Source organism: Staphylococcus parequorum (genome assembly GCF_039237145.1).
In the GTDB taxonomy this organism is placed as follows: Bacteria; Bacillota; Bacilli; order Staphylococcales; family Staphylococcaceae; genus Staphylococcus; species Staphylococcus equorum_A.
On the sequence record NZ_CP150682.1, the window covers coordinates 2,147,746 to 2,164,242 of the forward strand.

Below are 16,497 nucleotides of genomic sequence, written 5' to 3' on the forward strand. Positions count from 1 at the left end.
AAAAGATAATAACAACTTTAGAGTTATTGGGAGAATTGTTCTTTAATACTCAGCATATTTTATGCTTTAGTATATATTTTAGAAGCAAAGGAGCAACTTAGAATGAAACAACATCAAGAAAAAATATCTCAATCAGAATGGGAAAAATACCAAGCATTTCAGAAGTACACAGCTAGTAAAAAAAGAAAAAATTGGCTTATTGGTTGTGGAGGATCTCTAATTTTAATTGTTTTAATTATTATTGGAATTTCAGCATGTACAGCCATTTTTGTAAATAATGATGAAAAAACAACATCTAGTGATAATAGCGATAGCGATAAAAAACAAATATATAAATTAGGAGAAACTGTTAAAAATGGAAACTTAGAAGTAACAGTTAATAATGTTGAAACTGCTAAACAGGTCGGTCCTTCTATTTTACCTACAACACCTAAAGATACTTTTATCATTGTAGATGTGAAAATTAAGAATAAAGGGAATACTGCTTTAACTATTGATAGTAATATGTTTAAGTTAAAATCAGGTAAAAAATCATTAGAAGCAGATTCTCAAGCTTCTATCTCTGCCAATCAAAGCGAAGATGGATCTATACAAAATTCTTTCTTCCTTGAACAGGTAAATCCAGATAGTATCACAGAAGGAAAAGTAGTTTTTGATGTTTCTTCTGAAATTATTAAAGCTAAAAACAATAAATTAGAAGTCTCTTCTAGTTTCTTCAGTATTAAAAGCGTAATTTTTGATTTGGGTAATATTAAAGAAATCGCAATGAATAATCAAAATGAACAGGAATTAAATAATTCAGTTATGAATATATCTAATGAAAGAAATTCACTAGTCCAAACTACCAACAATAGAACCTTAGATTCTGATATAACCTCTGATAATAACTCACGTAGTCAAGTCGAAAGTCCTACCAAAAAAGAAAACAATAGTTTTAACTCAGAACTTAACTCAGAACTTAACTCACAATCAGAACAAGATAAAAATAAGACTGAAGTAGATGAACGCACAGATAATTTTTATAATCAAGAACTAGATGAAATTAACACATCATGGATTGACGAAGATACTAATTTTTATGATGATTTTCCTCAGTCGAATTATGAAAAAACAGATATGCAATCAAATGAATTAGAATAATATTTAAGGGAAGTTCTTAAATCCCTATATATTTTTATTAAAAAGCACCTAGTGATTTAAATATAAAATTAAATATGCTTGAAATATTTGATATATTATAAGTAACAATTCGTAATAACCATTCCACTTCTCACTCTATAAAGTAACTCATTTCAAATTAAATCCCACTATACCAGATGTTAATTCATCTGGTATTTTTTTGGTCATTTATCGTATCCCTATATATATATTATCTTTTTAGCTCTTTGAAAAAGAACCTAAAAAAGAACCCCGTCGCAACGGAGTTCTTTTTTGAATAATATGTAATTTATTCTCTTAGTGTCCTGGGAGACCAAAGTTAAACTTTAGAGGTTAGACGAAAAGCGCATAACTAAAGCATTTCGCTACCTTTACTTTCGGAGCAAACAGAAAGAAACCGAACTATTTTGACACGTATTTGACACGTGAGCCCATCCACCTATTCATATAAATGAGCGGGTGGGTTGTTTGTTAATATACTTTTTCATATAATTAGTATCAACATAAGAAGAACTCATTTACACGCTTTTCAAAAAAAGAAATTCGGGGGTACATAAATTTGAATAATTTAGGAACTTTATATTTTTTATCAGGGAAAATGGGAGCCGGAAAATCTACTAGATCTAAAGAAATAGAACAAACTGAAAATGCAGTTTTATTGTCTGAAGATGAATGGTTAGAAAAATTATATCCAAATCAAATAAATGATTTTGATGATTACTTAAGTTACTCAAAGTTAATAAAACCATTATTGAAAGAGCACATCCAGCGAATTTTAAAAGTCGGTAGTAATGTAGTATTAGATTTTCCAGGTAACACTAAAACTCAAAGAAAATGGCTATTAAGTGTAGCTTCAGAAATTAATGCAAATCATCAATTAATTTTTCTCAATATAAGTGATGATAAATGTTTGAAACAAATTAATATAAGACGTAGTGAAGAACCAGAAAGAGAACAATTCGATACTAAAGAAACTTTCGAATATGTTTCTAGTTTCTTCGAACCCCCTGAATTTTCAGAAGGTTTAAATATTATAGAAATCAAATAGTTAACCCCATCTATTCATTTAGGTGGGCTACTTTATATCCACTATATCCTTTAAATTTATCTTACTTAAACTAGTTTCTTCATATAAATAGAGTAATTGTGTATGAACATCTACTTTGTGTATGTAACCTTCTATTGTTTGTATATACCCTTTCACAAAATACCTAACTTCTATCGCTGGATCGTTATACATTTTAAATATCAATGTATCATTTAATATATTTAATTGGTCATCGCTTAATTCGGGCTTTTCTATTTTATTTTGGTCTTGCATATATTCTTTCAAACGCTCATGTTGTTCAGGTATTGTGGAAAATGGTGCCCACTTAACTATGCCACGCCCTTCAGGTATACGTGGATTTAAATATTCACGTGGTATATTACGATAATCGGATTCATATTTATATTCATCTGGTGCATCTTGGTTAACAATCATTTTAATCACCTCATGAATATAATAGAACACTTGTTCGCATTAATCAATTTAATATCTATTTTTCTTAAAACCAATTATAATTAATCGTTACACAAATTCAGACAATCGAGGAGAATACATATGGATTATAAAAAAGAAATTGAAAAAATAGGTTGTAACACAAGAGAAGTAGCTAATCGAGTTGAAAAAGAAAATAATAACCCAATACTCAATGTGTTTTTAAATAAATAAAAACAGCCTATCTAATCAGATAGGCTGATTTATTAAACTTTGTTAAGCGTTCCACGTCGCTTGATAATTAAATACCCCAATTTTCTTATTGGAAACAAATTATAGATAAAAAACTTATATAAATTGTAGTTCATATATCTCTTTATTTTCATAAGTATTAAAACTATCAATATGACCTTTTAATACTACTTCTTGTTTCTTTCTACTCACATTGTGATAATATGTTAGCTTAATATTCATATCTGATTCGTAACCATTATTTTGAATAGTATCATCCAATTCATCGAATACAGTTTTATTAATAGGTAACATATAACTTTCCTTACTAGGTAACATATTTATATATTTCTTCTGAATTACATTATCTTTACCTAACATAACTTCAACAGTTATATTTTTAGCAGCTCCTCCACCAAGGTTATATAACTTTAAATAATCCTCATGTTCCTCAGTGTTTGAAGTTGTATTTCTTAAATTCAAATTTTCATCTTCATCTTTCTCTAAAAGGATTTGATTAAACCCTAAAGCTGGTATAAAACTAATTTTCATTTGATAAAGTTGAACTGATACCGATACAAAATAAAATAACGCCATAATAAAAGTTCCTAGTGATCCAATTGCTGAAATAATATTTATCATATTAAATCTCCTTTTTTAATTTTTAGGAGACAGTAGTAGGGATTTAATTATAGCATTTAAGGTGACTTTTTTGTACATTTTTAACGTTTCGCCCTATCTTACGTATAAAATCATAAAAAACACCCAGTGACATGTGTGGGTGATTAGCTTAAGTATATATGAAAAAATAGGACTGATTATAGTTAATTCAAATGTTCTTGTACATGTTATTATATTATACCACAAAAAAACACCCACTAGTTGGTGAGTGTTAAGGGGATTATTCGGAAAGTAATTTTTCCATATAGTCATTTTTTATTTCATAAATCACTGGATTGCTCTTCAATTTAATAAATTTATCTTGATGATTTTTTATAACTTCGTTTATTTTATTCCTTGAGAATCCAACAATTTCTTGAAGCTCTTTTAAACTAATTCGTGAATATTTGCTACCGAACACTTTATCTTGCAATAATATAAATAATATCTTGAATTCGTATTTATTAAGTTTCTTAGATTCAAGTGAATTACCTAATCTTGTAATGACTTCAATATTATTTTCAAATGTCTCAATAACACTTTCTTGACCTTCGATAACAATACTTAGCATTTCTTCAATAAAATTAGTTAATTCACCCATATTATAAAAATTAGAAGCATTTTCAAACGCTTTGTAATATTTGTTTTTTTTATTATTTACCACATAGGAAAACGTCAATGCTGTAAATGAATCTAAATGGTCATTTAATAATTTGGCTAAAATATATCTTCCTACCCTTCCATTACCATCATAAAATGGATGTAAGTATTCAAACATAAAATGACTTGCCATAATTTTATAAATTTCTGGAGCATTGTAATGTTTAATAAATTCTAATAATAGAGTTAGATATTCAAATATCTCTGCTTCGCTAAATTCGTTTCTATGGATCCATTTTGATTTAGTTTGGTCATATACGCCTATTGATTTTTTTCGAAACATATCTCCGTCTGGTAAATCTTTTTCCTTAATTTCGTCTGAAACCATTGTATCAAATATTCTACGTATATCAGAAATTTTATTAAATTCCATTTCATTGTTTTTCAACATTAAATATTGATTTACAAGTCCATCAAAACGTTTATTAGTACCTTTATGGCTATTGATTGATGCTGCTATTTCTTTCTTTGTACTTCTGATATTCTCTGTTTCGTTAGTGCTCTGCAATTCATTAATTAATAAATGCTTAATATATGCATCATTTGCTATTCCTGGCAAACTTGATGACATTTGTTGGATTTTCGCACTGTTTTTCAAGACAGTTTCAAGTTTCAATACAAGTTCTTTAGTTATAACAAAAAACAATGGATATTTAACATTACGGTGTTGTATTTCATTCTGTATAGGATTTATAACAATATCCGTAACAAAAGAAGAATAATTATTTCTTCGCATTTCGTATTCAGTTTCCATATTGTCCCAACCATACATATGAAATAGCTTTTTTAAAGGTTTATAATCCATAACACCACTCCTTATTCATCATATATTTAAATATGATGTCTATAATAAATAATTATAACTTATAAACAATATATATGGAAGTGGTATTATTTATAACAAAAATAGGGAAAGCACATGAGTGCCTACCCTACAAATATTAAAACGTAGCTACAATATGCCTAACAACAATTGTAAATATACATTACCACATTATATTATTTATTAAACAAAAAAATAACCACCCCGAAGGGTGGTTGTAATTAGAAATAAAATTTGATAGTTGTTAAACCATCTATTTCTAGGTTAACACAAAATACTACATGGACAGAGTAGTATTTTCACATAACAAAAGGAAGCGTTGGAATGTTACACTTCTATAATATTATTTCCCATTTTATTTATATTCAAACGTTATAAAGGCAAATAAAAAAGACACCTCTTAAAGAGATGCCATAATAACACTTGGTGGGTAAATTTATGACAGAAAATACCTATTACACATATTATCAAAATATTTTGTATACTACAACCAATAATAAAAAGCCACCTCAATAAGAGATGACCTACAGTGGTTAGAATGTTTGTAAATATTTTTGGCACAAAATATCTAAGTCAACGATATCATCTATTTCCACACAATGCTACCCCAATACTTTTCATACTTAATTCTTTCTTGTTTATCTGTAATCTTACATACAGCTAAATAGAAATAACCAGCATTAGGATTAGTAGGATATTTAAACTTAATCCACCAATATCCATCCTTTTTAGTAACACTCACAAAGTCTACCCATTCATTCGCATAAATCCATGAACTAGTATCAACAATCTCTCCACTTAAACTAGGAGTACGCCTTACTTTAATAGTTGTGTTAGCAGTAAAACGCCCTGCCCAATTCCATGTTATTTTCTGGGGAACTTTAAAATTAGGGCGCACAAAGTACATATTAGGATCATAAGGATGTGTACGTTGAGTTACAGTTTCCCAACCTGTGCCCCCTTGTTCTGGACCTTCTGTCCAACCGCCACCTAACCAATTCTGTTCTAAGATAGTTAGTTGATTTAAAGTAGCTGAAATGACATAACCTACATGACCCGCACCATCTCCAAATGTATATGGGAAAATAACCATATCACCAGGTTGAGCCAAAAAGTCTAGCGTATTTTTATAAACTGTAGCTTTGTCTTTCAACATTTCTTTATTATCTATGTGTATATCTTTGGCGTAATCCCCTTGTAAAGATGTACCAGGAAATAGTTTGACCCACCCTGCGTTTGCATAATCATAGCATTGATAACCATACCAACAATCAAAATCATATTGCTTACCTATTGTATTATTTAGCCAAACTAAAAATTCATTTTTTGTCATTTCTGCATTTGCCATTATATTACCTCCAATTAAATTAAAAAGCCGACACAATGTGCCGACTTAATTCATATTTATTTCCAAGTGATAGTTCCCCAGTATTTTTCATTCTTAATTTTTTCTTGTGGATCAGTAATTCGACATACTGCACAATAGAAATAATCATCGCTTGAACCTGGTGCTACGTATTTAAAACGAATCCACCAGTAACCATCAGCTTTTATAATTTGGTCAAATGGAACATAATCGTTTTTATCATATAACCATGAGTTTTTATCGACTAATGTTCCACTTGTAGTTGGTGATTTACGTACTTTAATCCCTTTATCATTTGTAGGTTGTGGGTAATAAGTACCTGCCCAATTCCACTTCGTTTTTTCATTTGGTAATTCAACTTTTTTATAATACTTAGCTACGATATTATCTAAATTAGATGTAGCTCTACTATATCCAGCTGCTTGTAAAACGTTACCAGGGTCTTGTTTATCTGCTTGGATATCTTGGTGTCCTGGCATCTCAGTTTTATAATCAATATCCCAATATTCAGCTAAGTAAGCTAATACGCGCGCCCCATTATCTAATGCTTTTTGTGAGCGTGTTTTATTTGTGAAATAGCAAATCTCAATGCCTGCAGCACCATCATTTGCATTTACGCCATACCATGCATTGTCAGTTGGTGTACTTGGTAATACGTGATAAGCTACTTCATCTACAGGAATACAAATAATCGCTTCTTTTTCATCTACAAAAATATGCGCTGACGCAATACCTTGTTGAATGTTATGCGTATTTTCGTAATAATCTACATTATTCTGTGCTGTTGAATTTGGGTTCCCTGTATCATGGGCTACTAAAAATTCCGGTTTACCTTTTCTTAATTTCTTACCTGGGCGTCTTGTTCCTATTGTTAATAATTGGTATCTAACTGATACACCATTCCATGTTTCTGCCATATTAAATGACCTCCTAATATAATTTATGGCCATGACTACTCTGTCATGACCACATGTAATTATTGATTTGATTGTTTATTATTTTTATTTTTGAACGTTTCCCAAATACCTGTTGCCATTAAGCCACTAATTAACCCAGCTAGTAATCGACCAGCTATTGATAACTCTGTGACGATTTCAGGTATAAATATTGTGATGCCACCTATGACTATTCCAATTACCATTGAAACAATCGGTATAAAGTTCTTAGGTATTGTCTTCGTTCTTTTGATAACTTCTGTTAATGCGATTGTGATAACTGAGATAATCCCAGCAAATGCGATAATTTGTTCCATATAAAAACCTCCGTTAATTTAAAATAAAAAGCCGACTCAATGAGACGACTTAGTTGTTATTATCTTGTTTGTCATAAAATCTATTTTCAAAGTTTTCAAAACGTGAATTTAAAGTGTCAATCTTTGAACTAATTTGCAATATTATTTTAATTTCTTCTCTTTGTTGTCTTTGTTCGTCTTTCACTTCTTTAATATCTTCAGTATTTCTCGTCACTTCGGATTCAATTCGAGTAATACGATTTTCATTATCTTTCTTATCCTTACTTATCTTCCATGCAAAAGTCGCTATCGCTATAGCAATAGGCAGAACAGAGAAAATAAACCAAGTTGTTAATTCATTTTCATTCAACGTTGAACCCCCGCTTGTTATTCGTCGTTATAGTCTTGCTGATTTTTGTATGCCTCTAGCTCTCTGTAGGTTAGTTCTAAATCAGCCTGTAATTTAGTGCTACGTTGAATTTCTTCAAATAACCTACTTTGTAATACTGCTTTTTCGATATCTTCTTGATTATTGTTGTTCATTTATAATTACCTCCAATTTGTCATTTCTTTCAATTTGTTCTTTTAATGCTTTGCCTATGGTGGAAACTAGCTCATACATAGTCAATGAGTCACCATCTTGCGTGAGATGCTCAGGCGTTTCTCTTTCAAGAATGACCCCGTGACTTTTTTGAGTTACACCCTCCTCTATATCAGTTTTATAGTTATACTCATAAAACTCGGTATTCCTCAACATCTGTGTAGCGTCTGCGTTCCACGGCTCTATATTCGTTTTATATTTCTCAGAAGAATTCGACCTGTTTTCACCGTATAAAATTGATGCTCTTAAAGGCTTATAGCCATTGGTCAATAGATTATTAGTTACACGCACTTCACCTGTTGATGTACCTAAATATAGGTTGTAATCACCATTCACTCGAATAGAGTTAGCTTGAATTTTATCAGCCTGAATATCTTTATAGTTAGGATAGCCGTTGTTATAACCTCTTTTATCTGTAACTCGCAAAGCACCATCTACACAAGCGTAAACGTTCGTATTCTTGGCCAACCAATCCCCCTGAAAGCCCGCGCCGTAAAAGTAGCCACTGCCCATATCACCATTCTCGTTAGTGGCGTAAATTACTGGTAGCTCTTTGCTGAATCTGATACCTGACCCCATTCGAGTACCTGAGCCGGTCAAGTTACCATATAGCAACGCGCCGTCAGTCGCTAGTGCGCTTGGATTGTCCTTAACGTAAAATTGAAACTCATTTACGCCCATACGCGTTGATGTGAAAGGCCTCATATAAACTGAGTATTTGTTACTGCCTATGTTGACCGTATCATCTGCCTCAATGACCATTCTGTTTGCGTCTGACCTCAATGCCACTACACCTAAACCTGATTGCAGCGTCACACCACGCGCGCCACTGTCGTATGTGTAATCGAAAAACTCGAGTGTTCCTGACGCGTCGTGAGCATTACCGTCAATGTAGGTTGATATACCAAAGTCTGATACATAAATAGAGCGATTTTCATTATTATTTCTGAAACGTAAATGTCCATCTTTGAAACGGGTATACACGCCGTTTGTAGTAACATTGCCTTGCCAATCTCTTGTATAAGTACCGTATAGCGTCATTTCATCATTTTTCATAGTGATGTATTTGTCGCCATCGCCTCCGACCACATTGACAAGGTTAGCGTCTAATGTTCCACCTCTAATGTAATCAGCATTTAAGGAGCCGGCTGTAATCAAGTCAGCGTTTATCTGACCGCGTGTAATCGCGTTGTGGAACGTTTGGCCACCGTCCTTACTGACACCTAAACCACTTGAGTTTAGCAACGTCACATAGTTAGGATTGTCTTTATCCACGGCCATGATGCCTTGTTCGCTGAACGACAACTCACTTGCTGTATCCATTAACATTTGAGTTGACTCTTTGATTGCTGCAGGCAGCACTGATTCTTTTATTTTCGTACGGCCTGCCATCAAATCATTAATCGCTGACACTGCACCGGATTGATCTTTTTTATATCTGACTTCACGTCTAGGGTCGCCTACGACGATTGTCTGCTTAATGATTTTATGGTGAGCGTCACGCGTTGTTTTGATTTCTTGGATTCTTAACACTCGATTAAAATTGATAGTATCATCAATAACCGGAATCTCGTCACCAATCTCAGGCTGCGCGAAAGGGTAATTATGTCCTAACGTTACGAAATCAAGCTCAATACTCATCTTGAGTGACTGCTCAACTTGTTTCTCAAGCATTTCGTCCATAAGTTCTTTATCTGTCACACGCCCGTCAGTAACTGGAGGCGCCTCTCTAACACCGAATAACTCAATCATTGGGCTAGATTTACCTTTCGGATATTCCCTCACATGATTGGCAGCATGAATGTTATCCGCACCGTCGTAATCAAAAAAGCCTCGAGCGTAAGTATAGAAACTTGTTGCGTCCTCCTCAAAACTTATATCGTTAGCGTTTAGCTTTTTAGAAATATAGTAAGCCGGACGACGCGAAATGCGCGCGCCCAACTTGAAAGTTTTTGAGGTTGGCTCATATTGAAATTCAAAACCATAACGCTCTAACCAATTTAGGAACATTTCAAAACGTGACTGGCCATCGCCTGCGTTTTCCCACTCTTTAGCATATACGCCCTCTAGCAGCACATAACTGTAAGGTGTATCATCAAATATCAAGTTTAAGAAGTCTACGCCTGTACGGCTCCCTGTGATGTTCTCGTATACCCTGTGAGTTTCTAAATAGTCGAATTGCTCCTCTTTAGCTGTAACCTCGATATATTGTTTATGCTTAGTAGCTCTACGCTTAGCAATAACTACAACGTAAGCCTGTGATTCAGCCTGCCCTGTCACATTCTCAACACGCCACAATTTAGATATATCATTGATGAAGTGTGACGTTTGATCATTCTCAATCACATTAAATGTGAGCATACCGTCGCTGTTCATTCTGACAGTGTGGTTGGTTACTGTTTCCACTGGGTAGGCGTTACCGTCTAGGTCTTTAAGAATTAAAGCCATGTAATGCACCTCTTAACTGTATTTTTAAACTGTATCGACAATAGGCTTAAAGTTAGGGTTTTCTGATATAACATCATTTTTATAAAGAAAATAGCCTTTTTGAAAATCAGTCATAAAGTTCTCAGGCGCCACTTCGTAAGATACGAAAATACCATCGTCACCAACACCGCCCACAATTGCGAATGAAGTAATTTCATCATTCTCATTAATTCTAATGTTTAGCATGTCATTAACAACGCCGTCTGTGTCCATCTCCATTATTTAACACCTACAATCTTTGTGATACTTGCTGTCGCTGATTCTGCTGACTCATCTGTGTGGATTCTATAGAATAAGCTATTAAATATCTCATATTCCGTCGGTGTAGCACCTTGATGGCACTCTATCTCATACAACATGGCGCCGTCAGCACCTGCGAAAATACTTAAATCCTTAGCGAAAAAATGCCCGTCAATGTAAGGAGCAGCAGGGCTGATATATGTTCCGTCGCCATTTGTGCCATACACCACGAGGTATGTGTATTTTGACGGGTCATCATTTAAATTAAATTTTGAGCCGACACCTGATACTCCGCCCTCATACAGTATTATTTGAGACCCCTCTACCGGTTCCCAATCGCTCCACGTGTCATACAGTCTTTTAACAAATTTCTGTGTAGAGTTGTAAGGTCTGAACTCAATGCGTCTTAGCCCTGAATATGAATCTCTTTCTTCGACTGTTGTGAAACCTGCTGAGGAGGACGCCATTTCTATCGGTGTGCTTGTTGTGTAAAATCTACCGTTGGGCAGGCTGTGCAGCTGTTCAATATCATTATTTAGGCCAATAGTTTCACTTGCGCCTTTTTCATCTGTAAGCTTGTACTTTTGCCAATTAGATGTGTCGGTATTGTTGAAATCCTCAAGGGCTGTGATAGCTGCCTGTTTAGCACTGTCCACCTCAGCAAGTGCGGTATCTTGTTTGCTAGTAAGCTTATCCATTGAGTCGTTAAATAATGCTGTCAGCTCTGAGGCTTGTGTTGACATTTCATCACGAATAGCGCCTATGTTACTCTCAGCCTCTGTCTGCGTTTGGTTAATAGAATCATTAGCACTTTGTTTCGTCTGAGTAATACTCGCCTCAGATTGCGTCTGTGTACTTTGTATAGAGTCAATGGCTGAGGTCTTAGTATTCTGTACCTCAGTAGTGATACTCTGTATCTGCTTTTCATAAGCAGCAACGATTGCAGCTAGCTCATCTTTGAAAGGCTCGAACGGGTCGAGGTCTATCTCGCTGAAAGGTTGCCACTCACCATTTACAAAGACATAAACACGCTGCTCGTCAATGACTGTAATGAGTGACTTGTCAGCCGCCTCACTTGGCAGCTCAGCCGCTGTCTGTACTGGCTCAAGCATTTTCATCGTGTTGGCGTCTTTGATTTCTTCCCACATATCCTCCTGATACGTCTGTCAGTTTCATCAATCAGCCCGTATAACTCATCATAGTTTTCGTTATGGTTTTCAAGGTTTTTCAGGTCTAATGGTGTTGTAATTTCTTTTCTTGCCATATTGTCTGACCTCCTATAGATAGTAAAAACGACACTCGACCTCAATTGTCAGGTCATACGTGCCGTTAAACATTAATTTATTTAATCCCTCTTGTAACTCGGGTATTTTGTAATTTGTTGCATTTAAGATACTTAAGCCATTATTGAAATAACCACCCGTTTCATAAGTGATAATGTCACCTGCGCTGATATTGGCTTTTGGGCCATCAAGGTGTATGTCAGTGTCGTTAAAACCAAATTTCAAAGTGTCGTCTAAGTCTTGATTGAATTTAAGCCTTAAAATTAAATGTTGATTAAATTGGTCAATAGGTACATCACCAAAATTGAATACTTCGAATGACTGCCCTGCGCTCACATCAAAGGTGTATTGTCTGGTTGCAGGGTCATTGTTTAGCCCCATGCCATAAGACCAAATAGGGTTTTCCGTATAGTGTAATCCGTCACGCTCTAAATCTGTTGATGTGCCAATACTTTCAGCAAATGGCAGCTCTGTCGTATGAAACGTTAGCTCGCCTTTGCCTTTAGAGGTATGAGCTGATTGCTCTATCTCAGTAGCGCCTGAAAGCCTTACAAGGTAGCGTTTTCCTGTGCTGACCTCGTTCTCTGATTGCGTTTCGTCGAATACTGTATCTCTACCGTACTGATCTTGGGATACTGCATTTGAGTTCTTCACATCTTTGAATGTATAGCCTGCTATTTGCGGCCTGCGTAATTCCTGAATGTAATAAGATTCAGTGCTGGTTGTGAGTTTATAAATTAAATCTCTGAAAAGTGGATAAGAGGCCAAATTCTGACCTTGAAATGAAAAAGGCACGGTTATTTCGCGCCCTTTGTATGTTGCGCCCATGTCAAAAGCACCGTTTAGGCCTTGAATGTCACGGGTTTGTTCCTCCATTTCAATACCACTAATCACAACGTCAGTGACGTCCACACCGTACTCACCTAGTGTGAATGATTCGCCATTCTGTCTTGTGATTTTTAGGTCGATAAGTCATACCTCCTAACTAAAATGATAGTACCTCGCCATCGCGTGCGTTTACGCCGTTTACCTTAGCTGTTAGAACTTCATCATCTGTATCAAGCTGTATACGTAAGTTCATTGTGCTTGGCTCGGCCTTAACTCTCGTCGAGTGGCTAGCTGTTACGTGTCCTCGGTTAGATAGGTTGTTCAATTCGCGATTGATACCTTGAACCATAGGGCGTGCTTGCAAGTCAGGTCTGAATCCTTGTGTCATTTGTTGTGCAATTCTTCCTGTATCGCGAACAACTTTCTTGCCGCGGTCGTTTAAGCCTATCTGCATACCTTGCATTGTGTATTGTCCGATTTCTTTAAACACTTTAGACGGTGAATGTATGCCTAGTAATGACTTAGCGCCTGCAACTGCGTCGCCTACAACGCCTTTAGCTGCACTTATCAATTTACCGGCCATCTGTTTAACACCGTTTATCATGCCTTGAATCAAGTAAACACCTGCTGACACCATGTCGCCAACGAATGACTTGGCTGCACTCACTGCGTTTGATACGCCTGATGTCACTGCACTGACCACACTGCTAAATCCTGATACGACGGCGCTGATAATGCCGCTCATAGCTGATGAGATAGCACTTAGAACATTATTCCAACCGTTTGACACTGTGCTGACGATATTTGAAATGAATGAGCTGATTGTGCTGACGATAGATGACCATATGCTCGAAACCGTTGAGGCTATTGAGCTTAGGATTGATGAAATCGTACTCATCACGTTATTCCAACCGCTCGAAACCGTACTGACGATATTAGATATAAAGGACGAAATCGCACTCACGATTGACGACCAAATACTCGAAACCGTTGAGGATATTGAGCTAAAGATTGATGATGTCGTGCTTGAAATGCTCGACCATGCCGAACTAACAAAACTGACAATACTATCAACAATTGAGCTTATAGTATCAACGATAGACCCCCATATGGAGGACGCTATGACCACCAATGATGACCACATGGACGACGCTGTGCTGACAATTGACGACCATATGGACGACAATATGCCAACGAGTCCTTGAACTACGGACTGTATTCCGGAAACAATACTCTGCCAAATACTAGACGCCTGACCTTTGAGCGCGTTCCACGCTGTGACGGCGTTTTGCTTGATTGAGTCCCACAAATTCGATAGCCATTCTTTTAAAATATTAAAAATATTCTTAGCTGCCTCAACGATAGCCTGCCAAATATTCTCGCCTGCTGATTTGATAGTCTGCCACGCGCCTGACCAATCGCCTGATAAGACTTGAAGTAGCGCCGTTATAGTGCTGACGACGACCTCCATTGCGACTGTGATGACTAGTTTGATAAGCTCCCACGCAACCTGCGTCGCTGCCTTGATGGTATTCCACGCCTGCTGCACGATTGGTGAAATTAAATTTACCGCTGTTTCCACTACTGAAACTATATCGTTCCACGTTTGTTGGAAAATCGGAACTAAAGGCGCTACAATTTCTTGAATTCTAGTGATGAGCTGAGATATAAATTGAATGATTGCTTGAACGGCTTGCATCACTGCCTGCTTAATTGCCTCCCATGCTGCAATCATTTGCGTTCTTAATTGCTCTGAGCTGTTCCATAATGCAACGAAAAAGCCTATCAAAGCGACGACTACGCCAATAACTGCCCACACTGGAGCCGTCACTGCGCCAAATGCACCTGCAAGGGCTGATAACGCACCCTGAACTAATGTGCCTATACCTAGAAAAATAGAAAATTGAGAAACTAACGGAATGATCACCTGTATCACGAACTGGATTGCAGGCCATAATGCCATGAACATGCCTGCAAGTGATGCCACAACACCGATTAATATTCCGACTATAGGGTGAGTCGCTGTCAATTGTGCAAGCCACTCAGCAAATGCGTTTGCGACTTGTAGCACCTTAGCCCCTAGTGGAGCCAACGCTATGCCTATGTTGACTAATACGCTTATGATATTGCCTATCAAGCTGATAAGAATTGGCCCATTTTCTTGCACGTATTTCACGAATTGTTGGAAACCGTCCGACTCAGCGATAGTGGCGCTCCATTGCTCGAATCTGTTTGCCATTTGTGCCAATGACTCAAATATTACTTGTGAGTTAGGTGCAAATGCTTTCATCAAGTTGAAGATGCCTCTAAATGTTGAACCGAATATCTCACCTATGAGAGGTAAGTTCGTTTTTACATAGTCCGTGAAATCCTGAATGGCTGTGCTGCCCTCAACACTAGTTGCCCACTCATTGAATGATTTGCCCATGTTCTCGAAACCTTTAGACACCCATTCAGTCAGTGGTGCAAGGTTGGTAATTAAAGCAATTAAACCACTACCAAAGTTGCCTGCTGCACTTAGCATATTGTTGAAGATTCGCACGCCTGTAGTTCCCATCATGTCAAAGAAGTCTGTCGCCACTTGTGAGTTTTTAGCCCAATTCAAAGTAGCTTTACTTGCTGATTCCATGCCTTGAGCCACACCATCAAGAAAAGGCGTAAGCCCTGCAAGTGCGACCTTTGCCGTATTCACTGCATTGGCTAGCGTGTTGAATATCTCTGACTGATTCTGAGCGACAACACCCTGCCATGCTGATTTGAGGCTATTTACTGCTGAGCGGTAGCTTTCGACCTCACTCGTCACTGCAAGTGTGCCGTCCTCGACCATCTGCAATGCGCTCATCGCCATTGCTCCGAATCCCACAACACCTGCGCCTGCTGTAGCGAACGCGCCAACCATTCCGATTGCTCCGCCGCCTACTACTGCCGTTGCGTTGAGTACGGCCATAAGTGCAGGTACAACTGCAGCAATTGCAGGAACTAATGCTGTGATGCCTGAAAGCATCGAGCCTTTGAACACGTTACCTGCTACAGTTCCAACCGTTCTGATATTGCCTGCTATTGTACTTAATGTACTTTTAAAGTTATTCATTGCTGCTGTAATAGACCTAAAAGCACTGAGTGCAGGTCTGCTGTCTACGTCTAGCCGTGTACGGTGTTTGTTCGGAATTGATTTCAACATGGCTTTGAAACGAGCAATTTTAGCTGATGCTGCTGAGCTGTTCACGTCTAGTGTCGACTTAGCTCTCATGCGGCTGAATGAGTCCATTGTGTTGCTTGCTGCTCTCATCTTGGCTCTAAATCCTGACGTGTCAGCATCGACCTCTGTGTCTTTCATACTCTCAGTAGAGGCTTTGAAACGTTCAGCTATACGTTTAGCCTTATTAAAGGCGTTTCTGAATTTTGAGGTTTTAGCATCAATACTTGTACTAATCTTATAATCTGCCATG

Annotated in this window: 15 protein-coding genes and 2 pseudogenes; 2 read left to right on the top strand and 15 right to left on the bottom strand. The window is 36.6% G+C overall.

Going from position 1 to position 16,497, the window contains the following annotated elements:
• The first annotated feature begins 102 nt into the window (after positions 1-102).
• Both AAA453_RS10445 and AAA453_RS10450 read left to right on the top strand, forming a co-directional pair.
• Complete coding sequence (locus AAA453_RS10445; protein ID WP_427704862.1) at positions 103-1,140, top strand: DUF4352 domain-containing protein; 1,038 nt, start codon at positions 103-105, stop codon at positions 1,138-1,140.
• Between the two features lie 577 nt (positions 1,141-1,717).
• Positions 1,718-2,206 (top strand): AAA family ATPase, encoded by a 489-nt coding sequence (locus tag AAA453_RS10450; RefSeq protein ID WP_081324772.1) that lies wholly within the window; start codon positions 1,718-1,720, stop codon positions 2,204-2,206.
• A gap of 27 nt (positions 2,207-2,233) precedes the next feature.
• On the opposite strand, the gene AAA453_RS10455 is transcribed toward AAA453_RS10450, so the two are convergent.
• From AAA453_RS10455 to AAA453_RS10525, 15 genes and pseudogenes are all read right to left on the bottom strand, one after another.
• Positions 2,234-2,641: a YolD-like family protein gene (locus AAA453_RS10455; RefSeq protein ID WP_427704864.1), complete on the bottom strand. Its 408-nt coding sequence runs from the start codon at positions 2,639-2,641 to the stop codon at positions 2,234-2,236.
• A gap of 345 nt (positions 2,642-2,986) precedes the next feature.
• Positions 2,987-3,511, bottom strand: coding sequence for a hypothetical protein (locus tag AAA453_RS10460; protein ID WP_427704867.1), 525 nt, complete (start codon positions 3,509-3,511; stop codon positions 2,987-2,989).
• Between the two features lie 259 nt (positions 3,512-3,770).
• Entirely contained in the window at positions 3,771-4,994 is a 1,224-nt protein-coding gene (locus AAA453_RS10465) for a Fic family protein (protein WP_411039096.1), read from the bottom strand.
• 604 nt (positions 4,995-5,598) lie between these two features.
• Positions 5,599-6,360: a CHAP domain-containing protein gene (locus AAA453_RS10470; protein ID WP_427704869.1), complete on the bottom strand. Its 762-nt coding sequence runs from the start codon at positions 6,358-6,360 to the stop codon at positions 5,599-5,601.
• A gap of 56 nt (positions 6,361-6,416) precedes the next feature.
• Positions 6,417-6,719 (bottom strand): annotated as a pseudogene (locus AAA453_RS10475) (SH3 domain-containing protein); the annotation flags it as partial.
• Positions 6,720-6,869: 150 nt separating this feature from the next.
• Positions 6,870-7,328: pseudogene (locus AAA453_RS10480) on the bottom strand (peptidoglycan recognition protein family protein); the annotation flags it as partial.
• A 26-nt stretch (positions 7,329-7,354) separates the two neighbouring features.
• Complete coding sequence (locus AAA453_RS10485; RefSeq protein ID WP_411039098.1) at positions 7,355-7,630, bottom strand: holin; 276 nt, start codon at positions 7,628-7,630, stop codon at positions 7,355-7,357.
• Between the two features lie 49 nt (positions 7,631-7,679).
• Positions 7,680-7,979: a DUF7365 family protein gene (locus AAA453_RS10490; protein ID WP_411039099.1), complete on the bottom strand. Its 300-nt coding sequence runs from the start codon at positions 7,977-7,979 to the stop codon at positions 7,680-7,682.
• Positions 7,980-7,996: 17 nt separating this feature from the next.
• Positions 7,997-8,152, bottom strand: a complete 156-nt coding sequence (locus tag AAA453_RS10495; protein WP_411039100.1) for a hypothetical protein — start codon at positions 8,150-8,152, stop codon at positions 7,997-7,999.
• Complete coding sequence (locus tag AAA453_RS10500) at positions 8,139-10,658, bottom strand: DUF7643 domain-containing protein (protein WP_427704871.1); 2,520 nt, start codon at positions 10,656-10,658, stop codon at positions 8,139-8,141. The genes AAA453_RS10495 and AAA453_RS10500 overlap by 14 nt, the downstream gene beginning before the upstream one ends.
• Positions 10,659-10,682: 24 nt before the next feature.
• Positions 10,683-10,916: a DUF2977 domain-containing protein gene (locus tag AAA453_RS10505; protein WP_253345325.1), complete on the bottom strand. Its 234-nt coding sequence runs from the start codon at positions 10,914-10,916 to the stop codon at positions 10,683-10,685.
• A complete protein-coding gene (locus AAA453_RS10510) occupies positions 10,916-12,085 on the bottom strand; it encodes a hypothetical protein (RefSeq protein ID WP_427704874.1) in 1,170 nt (389 codons plus the stop codon). The genes AAA453_RS10505 and AAA453_RS10510 overlap by 1 nt, the downstream gene beginning before the upstream one ends.
• Positions 12,052-12,201 carry a hypothetical protein gene (locus AAA453_RS10515; RefSeq protein ID WP_427704877.1) on the bottom strand — a complete coding sequence of 50 codons (150 nt, stop codon included), beginning with the start codon at positions 12,199-12,201 and terminating at the stop codon, positions 12,052-12,054. The genes AAA453_RS10510 and AAA453_RS10515 overlap by 34 nt, the downstream gene beginning before the upstream one ends.
• Positions 12,202-12,214: 13 nt before the next feature.
• A complete protein-coding gene (locus AAA453_RS10520; RefSeq protein ID WP_368501879.1) occupies positions 12,215-13,189 on the bottom strand; it encodes a phage tail domain-containing protein in 975 nt (324 codons plus the stop codon).
• A 16-nt stretch (positions 13,190-13,205) separates the two neighbouring features.
• Entirely contained in the window at positions 13,206-16,496 is a 3,291-nt protein-coding gene (locus tag AAA453_RS10525; RefSeq protein WP_427704880.1) for a phage tail protein, read from the bottom strand.
• Between the last annotated feature and the right edge of the window lies 1 nt (position 16,497).

Coding starts and splice junctions, on each gene's coding strand:
- AAA453_RS10445 (WP_427704862.1), top strand. CDS start 103: ATGAAACAACATCAAGAAAAAATATCTCAATCAGAATGGGAAAAATAC.
- AAA453_RS10455 (WP_427704864.1), bottom strand. CDS start 2,641: ATGATTGTTAACCAAGATGCACCAGATGAATATAAATATGAATCCGAT.
- AAA453_RS10460 (WP_427704867.1), bottom strand. CDS start 3,511: ATGATAAATATTATTTCAGCAATTGGATCACTAGGAACTTTTATTATG.
- AAA453_RS10465 (WP_411039096.1), bottom strand. CDS start 4,994: ATGGATTATAAACCTTTAAAAAAGCTATTTCATATGTATGGTTGGGAC.
- AAA453_RS10470 (WP_427704869.1), bottom strand. CDS start 6,360: ATGGCAAATGCAGAAATGACAAAAAATGAATTTTTAGTTTGGCTAAAT.
- AAA453_RS10485 (WP_411039098.1), bottom strand. CDS start 7,630: ATGGAACAAATTATCGCATTTGCTGGGATTATCTCAGTTATCACAATC.
- AAA453_RS10495 (WP_411039100.1), bottom strand. CDS start 8,152: ATGAACAACAATAATCAAGAAGATATCGAAAAAGCAGTATTACAAAGT.
- AAA453_RS10500 (WP_427704871.1), bottom strand. CDS start 10,658: ATGGCTTTAATTCTTAAAGACCTAGACGGTAACGCCTACCCAGTGGAA.
- AAA453_RS10505 (WP_253345325.1), bottom strand. CDS start 10,916: ATGGAGATGGACACAGACGGCGTTGTTAATGACATGCTAAACATTAGA.
- AAA453_RS10510 (WP_427704874.1), bottom strand. CDS start 12,085: ATGTGGGAAGAAATCAAAGACGCCAACACGATGAAAATGCTTGAGCCA.
- AAA453_RS10515 (WP_427704877.1), bottom strand. CDS start 12,201: ATGGCAAGAAAAGAAATTACAACACCATTAGACCTGAAAAACCTTGAA.
- AAA453_RS10525 (WP_427704880.1), bottom strand. CDS start 16,496: ATGGCAGATTATAAGATTAGTACAAGTATTGATGCTAAAACCTCAAAA.